Annotated in this window: 6 protein-coding genes; 4 read left to right on the forward strand and 2 right to left on the reverse strand. The window is 41.3% G+C overall.

All coding sequences use genetic code 11. The features are described from left to right. Positions 1–60 precede the first annotated feature (60 nt). The 3 genes from lysA (at position 61) to A7D14_RS19085 (ending at position 2,299) form a co-directional block, all read left to right on the forward strand. Positions 61–1,299 (forward strand): diaminopimelate decarboxylase, encoded by a 1,239-nt coding sequence (gene lysA, locus A7D14_RS19075; protein ID WP_067038029.1) that lies wholly within the window; start codon positions 61–63, stop codon positions 1,297–1,299. A gap of 1 nt (position 1,300) precedes the next feature. Further along, a complete protein-coding gene (locus A7D14_RS19080) occupies positions 1,301–1,714 on the forward strand; it encodes a DUF3995 domain-containing protein (RefSeq protein ID WP_067038031.1) in 414 nt (137 codons plus the stop codon). A 69-nt stretch (positions 1,715–1,783) separates the two neighbouring features. Further along, on the forward strand, positions 1,784–2,299 hold the full coding sequence (locus tag A7D14_RS19085; RefSeq protein ID WP_067038033.1) for a thioredoxin family protein: 516 nt from the start codon (positions 1,784–1,786) through the stop codon (positions 2,297–2,299). Between the two features lie 9 nt (positions 2,300–2,308). On the opposite strand, the gene A7D14_RS19090 is transcribed toward A7D14_RS19085, so the two are convergent. Further along, positions 2,309–3,868: a hypothetical protein gene (locus A7D14_RS19090; protein WP_141673448.1), complete on the reverse strand. Its 1,560-nt coding sequence runs from the start codon at positions 3,866–3,868 to the stop codon at positions 2,309–2,311. A 101-nt stretch (positions 3,869–3,969) separates the two neighbouring features. Beyond that, positions 3,970–5,442, reverse strand: a complete 1,473-nt coding sequence (gene guaB / locus A7D14_RS19095; protein ID WP_067038037.1) for an IMP dehydrogenase — start codon at positions 5,440–5,442, stop codon at positions 3,970–3,972. A gap of 145 nt (positions 5,443–5,587) precedes the next feature. On the opposite strand from guaB, the gene A7D14_RS19100 reads away from it, so the two are divergent. Next, on the forward strand, positions 5,588–5,938 hold the full coding sequence (locus A7D14_RS19100) for a DUF6686 family protein (protein ID WP_067038039.1): 351 nt from the start codon (positions 5,588–5,590) through the stop codon (positions 5,936–5,938). Positions 5,939–6,210: the final 272 nt, after the last annotated feature.

Genomic DNA, 6,210 nt, shown 5'->3' on the forward strand with positions numbered 1-6,210 from the left:
TGTTTTTTATTCTTGTAGAACCCGCATACATCCAGTAGATTTGCCCGAAAACTAAGCACAATGAACTCCAAAGACCTATTAAAATTAACGGAGCAGTTTGGAGCTCCACTCTACGTATATGACGCCGACAAAATAGCTTCGCAATACCAAAGATTGACTAAAGCTTTTGAAGGGGTTCCTGAGCTACGTTTGAATTATGCCGCCAAAGCACTGTCAAACATAAGCATTCTTAGGTTGATGAATCATTTGGGCAGTGGTCTGGACACGGTTTCCATTCAAGAAGTGAAACTGGGTCTTATGGCAGGTTTTAAGCCCGAATCCATAATTTATACGCCCAATGGGGTTTCTTTGGAGGAAATTGAGGAAGCTGCTGCGCTTGGGGTTCAGGTGAATATCGACAACCTGTCCATTTTGGAGCAATTTGGTAGCAAACATCCTGATATTCCTGTTTGTATCCGTATCAACCCCCATGTGATGGCAGGAGGCAACTCCAAAATATCTGTGGGTCATATCGATTCTAAATTTGGAATCAGCATCCATCAAATTCCGCACTTGTTGCGCATTGTGGAACTGACCAACATGAACATCAACGGGATACACATGCATACCGGAAGTGACATTCTGGATATTGATGTGTTCCTGTACGCTTCTGAAATTTTGTTTGAAACGGCCAAAAATTTCAAGGATTTGGAATTCATCGACTTTGGAAGTGGATTTAAGGTTCCCTACAAAGCAGGAGATATTCAGACCAACATAGAGGAATTGGGCAAGAAGTTGACCACCCGTTTCAATCAATTCTGCAAGGAGTATGGCAAGGATCTTACCTTGGCGTTTGAACCTGGTAAATTTTTGGTCAGTGAAGCAGGGTACTTCTTGGCCAAAGTAAATGTGGTAAAACAGACCACTTCCACTGTTTTTGCCAGTATAGATTCCGGTTTCAACCATTTGATTCGTCCCATGCTCTATGGTTCCAGTCATGAAATCATTAACATTTCCAACCCCAAAGGAAGGGAACGTTATTATTCTGTGGTGGGGTATATCTGTGAAACGGATACGTTTGGCAGCAACCGTAGGATCAATGAAATTTCTGAAGGAGATATTCTTTGTTTCCGAAATGCAGGGGCCTATTGCTTTACCATGGCCAGCAATTACAACTCCAGGTACAGACCTGCAGAGGTACTTTGGTACAATGGCAAGGCCCATTTGATTCGGGAACGGGAAACTTTTGATGACATCCTAAGAAATCAGGTAGATGTGAAGGAGCTGTTTGAAGTGCCTAAAAAAGAGGCCGTTAAATAACATGGAAGTCATTTCCCTTTTACTGTCCGTAGTTTTTATTTTCCTGGCCGGACTTCATTTCTATTGGGCTATTTTTGGGATCAAGGAACCAGAAGCGGTATTGCCCACCAAAACGGACAGTTCCAAAGTAAAATCCCCAGGAAAACTAATGGCGGTTTTGGTGGGCATCATACTCCTATTTTTTGGCTTTGTCTTCATCAACAAGGTTCTTATTTATGTGGACAGGCCTTGGCTAAGCTATGTCCCACTGGTCATTGGAATCATTTTTATTTTACGGGCTTTTGGGGATTTTAAATACATCGGTTTTTTCAAAACTGCGAAGAACAGCAAATTTTCGGCTTTGGACACGCGTTATTACTCACCGCTCTGTCTTCTATTAGGGACACTTATCTTTATTTTGGAGTTTTTGGGATAGATACTTTTCTGGCACAATTTTCGTTATTTTTGTATTGATGGGACGACCAATGTCCTAAAAATAGGAACTATGCGCGCAATTTTTACCCAAATCAGTTTATTTTTTCTACTGCTCGTAGGATTTCAATCCCAAGCCCAAGACATTAATTGGATTTCTTGGGAAGAAGCGGTGGAACTGGCACAAACCGATGCACAGCCCAAGAAAATGTTCATTGATGTTTACACCGACTGGTGCGGGTGGTGCAAGAAAATGGATAAGGATACGTTTCAACATCCTGAGGTTTCCAAATACATGCAGGATAATTTCTACATGGTAAAGTTGGATGCAGAAGGCAAAGACCCTATTGAATATCAAGGAAAGACCTTCAAGTTTGTGCCTTCCGGAAGAAGGGGCTACCATGAATTGGCCGCTGCCCTTTTGCAAGGTAAAATGAGTTATCCTACCGTAGTTTTCTTGGATGAGCAACTCAACATGCTCTCCCCTGTCCCCGGCTACCAAAAAGTGGAACCATTTCTACAGATTGCCCGTTATTTTGGCGACAACATTTACAAAGACAAGGACTGGCAGACGTATGCTGGGAAGTAATTCTTGACTTTATTGCAAAAAATTAGGGAAAGAAAAAATGTATTGATCGCCTTTCTGATTAGAATAATATCCTGGACCGAACATCATATTTTCAAAAACCACTTCCTCCTCGTAAAGGTGCAGAGAACAATATAAGGTGTTTATGCTCGAGTCCGAATTTGAAAGATTGGCCGTTTCGGTCAAATTCATATACTTCAAAATCTCTTGAGGATGCTCAATTTCCAATCCCGCCAGGCTAATTTCATTGTTGAACTTTTGATATACATTCCAACGAAAATTAGTATAGTTCCCTGAACCATTATCCACATAACCTGTATATGTCAATTCAGAAAACGTGTACTCAGCATCTCCTGTAAAAGTCAAAAAGCCAGTATTCTCTGTTAGATTCATTAAGGGTAATTCTATTGACACATCATCTGCATATATACGCTTATTGGCCCGTACCCTAGCGTTATTTATCATTGGGGCATTGAATTCCGCCCAGTAAATTTCAAAATCATCGAATAGAGGTGTCCTGATAGTAGAACTTTGCGTAAGTGGTGAAAGTCGGAAATCATCATAATTGACCACATGAAACCTTATATTTTCAACTGCCTCATAATTTTCATAGGCTCTTACGCTATAATATGTTAGCTCATCTATGTTTTCTACGGAAACTTCTTTAAAACTTTCAATAGGCAAGAAGTCCTCGGTGCTATAATTAGCATTCAAAAAGTCTTCCAATCCAAGTTTCATGTATTTGTTTTCAAATGTTGGATTTGCTAAAAGGACGGAGAACAAGTAAAAATCCTCCGTGCTATTTTGTTCATATAAAAAATTATGTAGCCCATCGGATACGGAAGTAAATATTAAGTTCCCATTTGGTGCTATTAATACACCACTAGGGCTAGAAATCAAACCTGTTCCAGTTGGGGTGGTTAGCTGGATTTCTGTTTGGGTATTTCCATAAGTGGACCTACCCAACCAAAACTCTTCAATATAATCATCACCACCCAAATTTTCAGTTCCAGGTACAACATCAAAATACGAAGTGATATAGGTTCTATTATCAAAAGAGTTTAACTGATATGATGTAACCACCAAATTTTGACGGTGGAAATCATCGTCTGCATAAAATGAAATTGGCGTTCCTTCATTAGTTTGGTAATCCACTAGATTACCGTCCAATGTATGTATGGCTACAAAATCGCTATGCCCAAAAACCCTGTTTAGTTTACACAGCAATCGCTTTAAAGTAAAAGATTGTGCGAGTTCAGACTTGTTACCCTCTTGGTCAATAGAAACAACCTTTAGAGTGTTTGCTCCCAAGGGATAGTCAAACGGATCTATGATGAAGGAGATGCTTTTGTTATTGGATTTCGATACTTCAATATCATTAACATATAGCGTAGATGATACATTTGTTTCACTCTGAATTAATATATCCACTTTAGTTGAAACCTCAATAGTATAGGGTATGCCCTCAAATTCAATCTTTACTTTATCCGACGATACTGGATCCGAATCTTCACTGGAACTACAGGAAATCAACAAATAAAATGCAACCATCAAAATTGAAAAGTATCTCATAATAAGCCATAATTTGGAAGCACAAGGATACCCCTAACCCTCCAAATACAAAAGTGGTTTTAGATAAAAGGTAAGTTTATTCTTTCAAATGAAATTGATGGCTACCTACTATAATTGGGGCTTTCCTTGGTGATGGTCACATCATGCGGGTGGCTTTCATGGATTCCGCTGGAGGTAATCTTTACAAAACGGCCATTTTCCTTTAAGGCTGCAATATCCTTGGCACCACAATAGCCCATTCCGGCCCGGAGCCCTCCAATAAATTGGTGCATACTTTCGTAAAGGTCGCCCTTATACGGTACACGGCCCACAATGCCTTCGGGCACCAATTTTTTGATATCATCCTCAACATCTTGGAAATAACGGTCCTTACTGCCTTGCTTCATGGCCTCCACAGACCCCATCCCTCGATAGGATTTGAATTTTCGGCCTTCATAAATGATGGTCTCTCCGGGCGATTCCTTGGTTCCGGCCAACAACGAACCCAGCATTACCGTATCGGCACCTGCCGCAATGGCCTTGGGAATGTCCCCAGTATAGCGGATTCCACCATCAGCAATTACAGGCACACCACTTCCTTTAATGGCTGCTGCCACTTCCAAAACGGCTGAGAACTGAGGAAAACCAACCCCGGCCACCACACGGGTGGTACAGATGGAACCTGGACCAATGCCCACTTTAACGGCATCAGCACCGGCTTCCACTAAATATTTGGCGGCTTCGGCTGTGGCAATGTTCCCCACGACCACATCGAGCTCTGGGTAGTTCTTTTTGACTTCCTTTAAAATGCTGATCACACCTTTGGTGTGTCCGTGGGCCGTATCGATGATAATGGCATCTACCCCGGCATTGACCAAGGCACCTGCCCTTTCCACGGCATCAGCAGTTACACCAACAGCCGCAGCTACCCGCAAACGACCATACTGATCTTTGTTGGCAATGGGCTTCTGGGTCAATTTTGTAATGTCCCTAAACGTAATCAGTCCAATGAGTTCATCATTTTCGTTTATAACGGGAAGCTTTTCAATCTTGTTTTCCTGAAGAATTACCTCAGCTTGTTGCAAGGAAGTACCTTCTGCCACTGTGACCAAATTTTTAGAGGTCATAACCTCAGCGATGGGCCGATTATCATTTTTCTCGAAACGAAGGTCACGGTTGGTAACGATTCCCAACAGTTTATTGTCCGCATCCACAATGGGGATTCCACCAATGCTGTGCTCTCTCATATTGGCCTTGGCATCGCGCACCACCGAATTCAAGGGAAGGGTCACGGGATCCATGATCATACCACTTTCGGCCCGTTTTACCTTTCGCACCTTCATGGCCTGTTGTTCCACAGTCATGTTTTTGTGCAGCACCCCAATCCCTCCTTCACGGGCCATGGCGATGGCCATACGGGATTCGGTAACGGTGTCCATGGCTGCAGAAACGATGGGCACATTTATGGTAATGTTCCTTGTAAATTTGGATTGAATATTGACTTCTCTCGGGAGTACTTCGGAATATGCAGGCACAAGCAGGACATCGTCATAAGTAAGTCCTTCGCCAACAATTTTATTTAGGTGGGCTTCCATTGCAATTACGGATTAATTGCGTGCAAATATACCACTATTTTAATTGATTTCTATTCCTTCCTTTCTTTCGTTTGAAACAGAATCGTATTATTTTTATTTAGACTCATTATAAATAATTAATATCTTTGTGCCAAACCCAATCATTATGTGCAAATCTCTACATATTTTGAGCCAATCCAAGAACGGCCTATTGACCTTTTGTGACAAGACAAAACTCTTTCAGTTGATTTTCAATAATTTATGCTTTGAATTGTATGAATGGGAGCTGGAAGCTTTCAAGGAGTATGTTGATGAATTGGATATCCCCTACTGGGAAAATCAGTTGAAACATTGGACACAAAACCGAAAAATTCCCATTTCAGTTGGAAAAAAACACTTCATTATTTTGGTGAGCAAGGAGGAGGTCCACGAAATACTGCACCTGTTATCCTTCAAAAAACCTCATATAAAATTTTTGGAATATCAGGATATCGACTATAGGTTTATAGAAAACTGAGCCTATTCTACTTTCTAACTAGCTTCAGACATTGCCATAAAACCAATGCGGCAGGACCGGTAAGGGTGAGCGTCATTAAAATTCCGGAAAAGATGACGACATACTTGGGCCATAAAATGCCCTTCCACATTAAATAAATACCGCCGAACGTCAAGATAACGGATAGGAAAGACTCAATCCAAATAATAAGAAGGCTAGACTATTGACTGCCCACCGAGCATGAATTTATATCATTTTCAAATCCGAAACCGGATTTCATCAGACCTCTGGAC

This window comes from Allomuricauda sp. CP2A, from assembly GCF_001683915.1.
In the GTDB taxonomy this organism is placed as follows: Bacteria; Bacteroidota; Bacteroidia; order Flavobacteriales; family Flavobacteriaceae; genus Flagellimonas.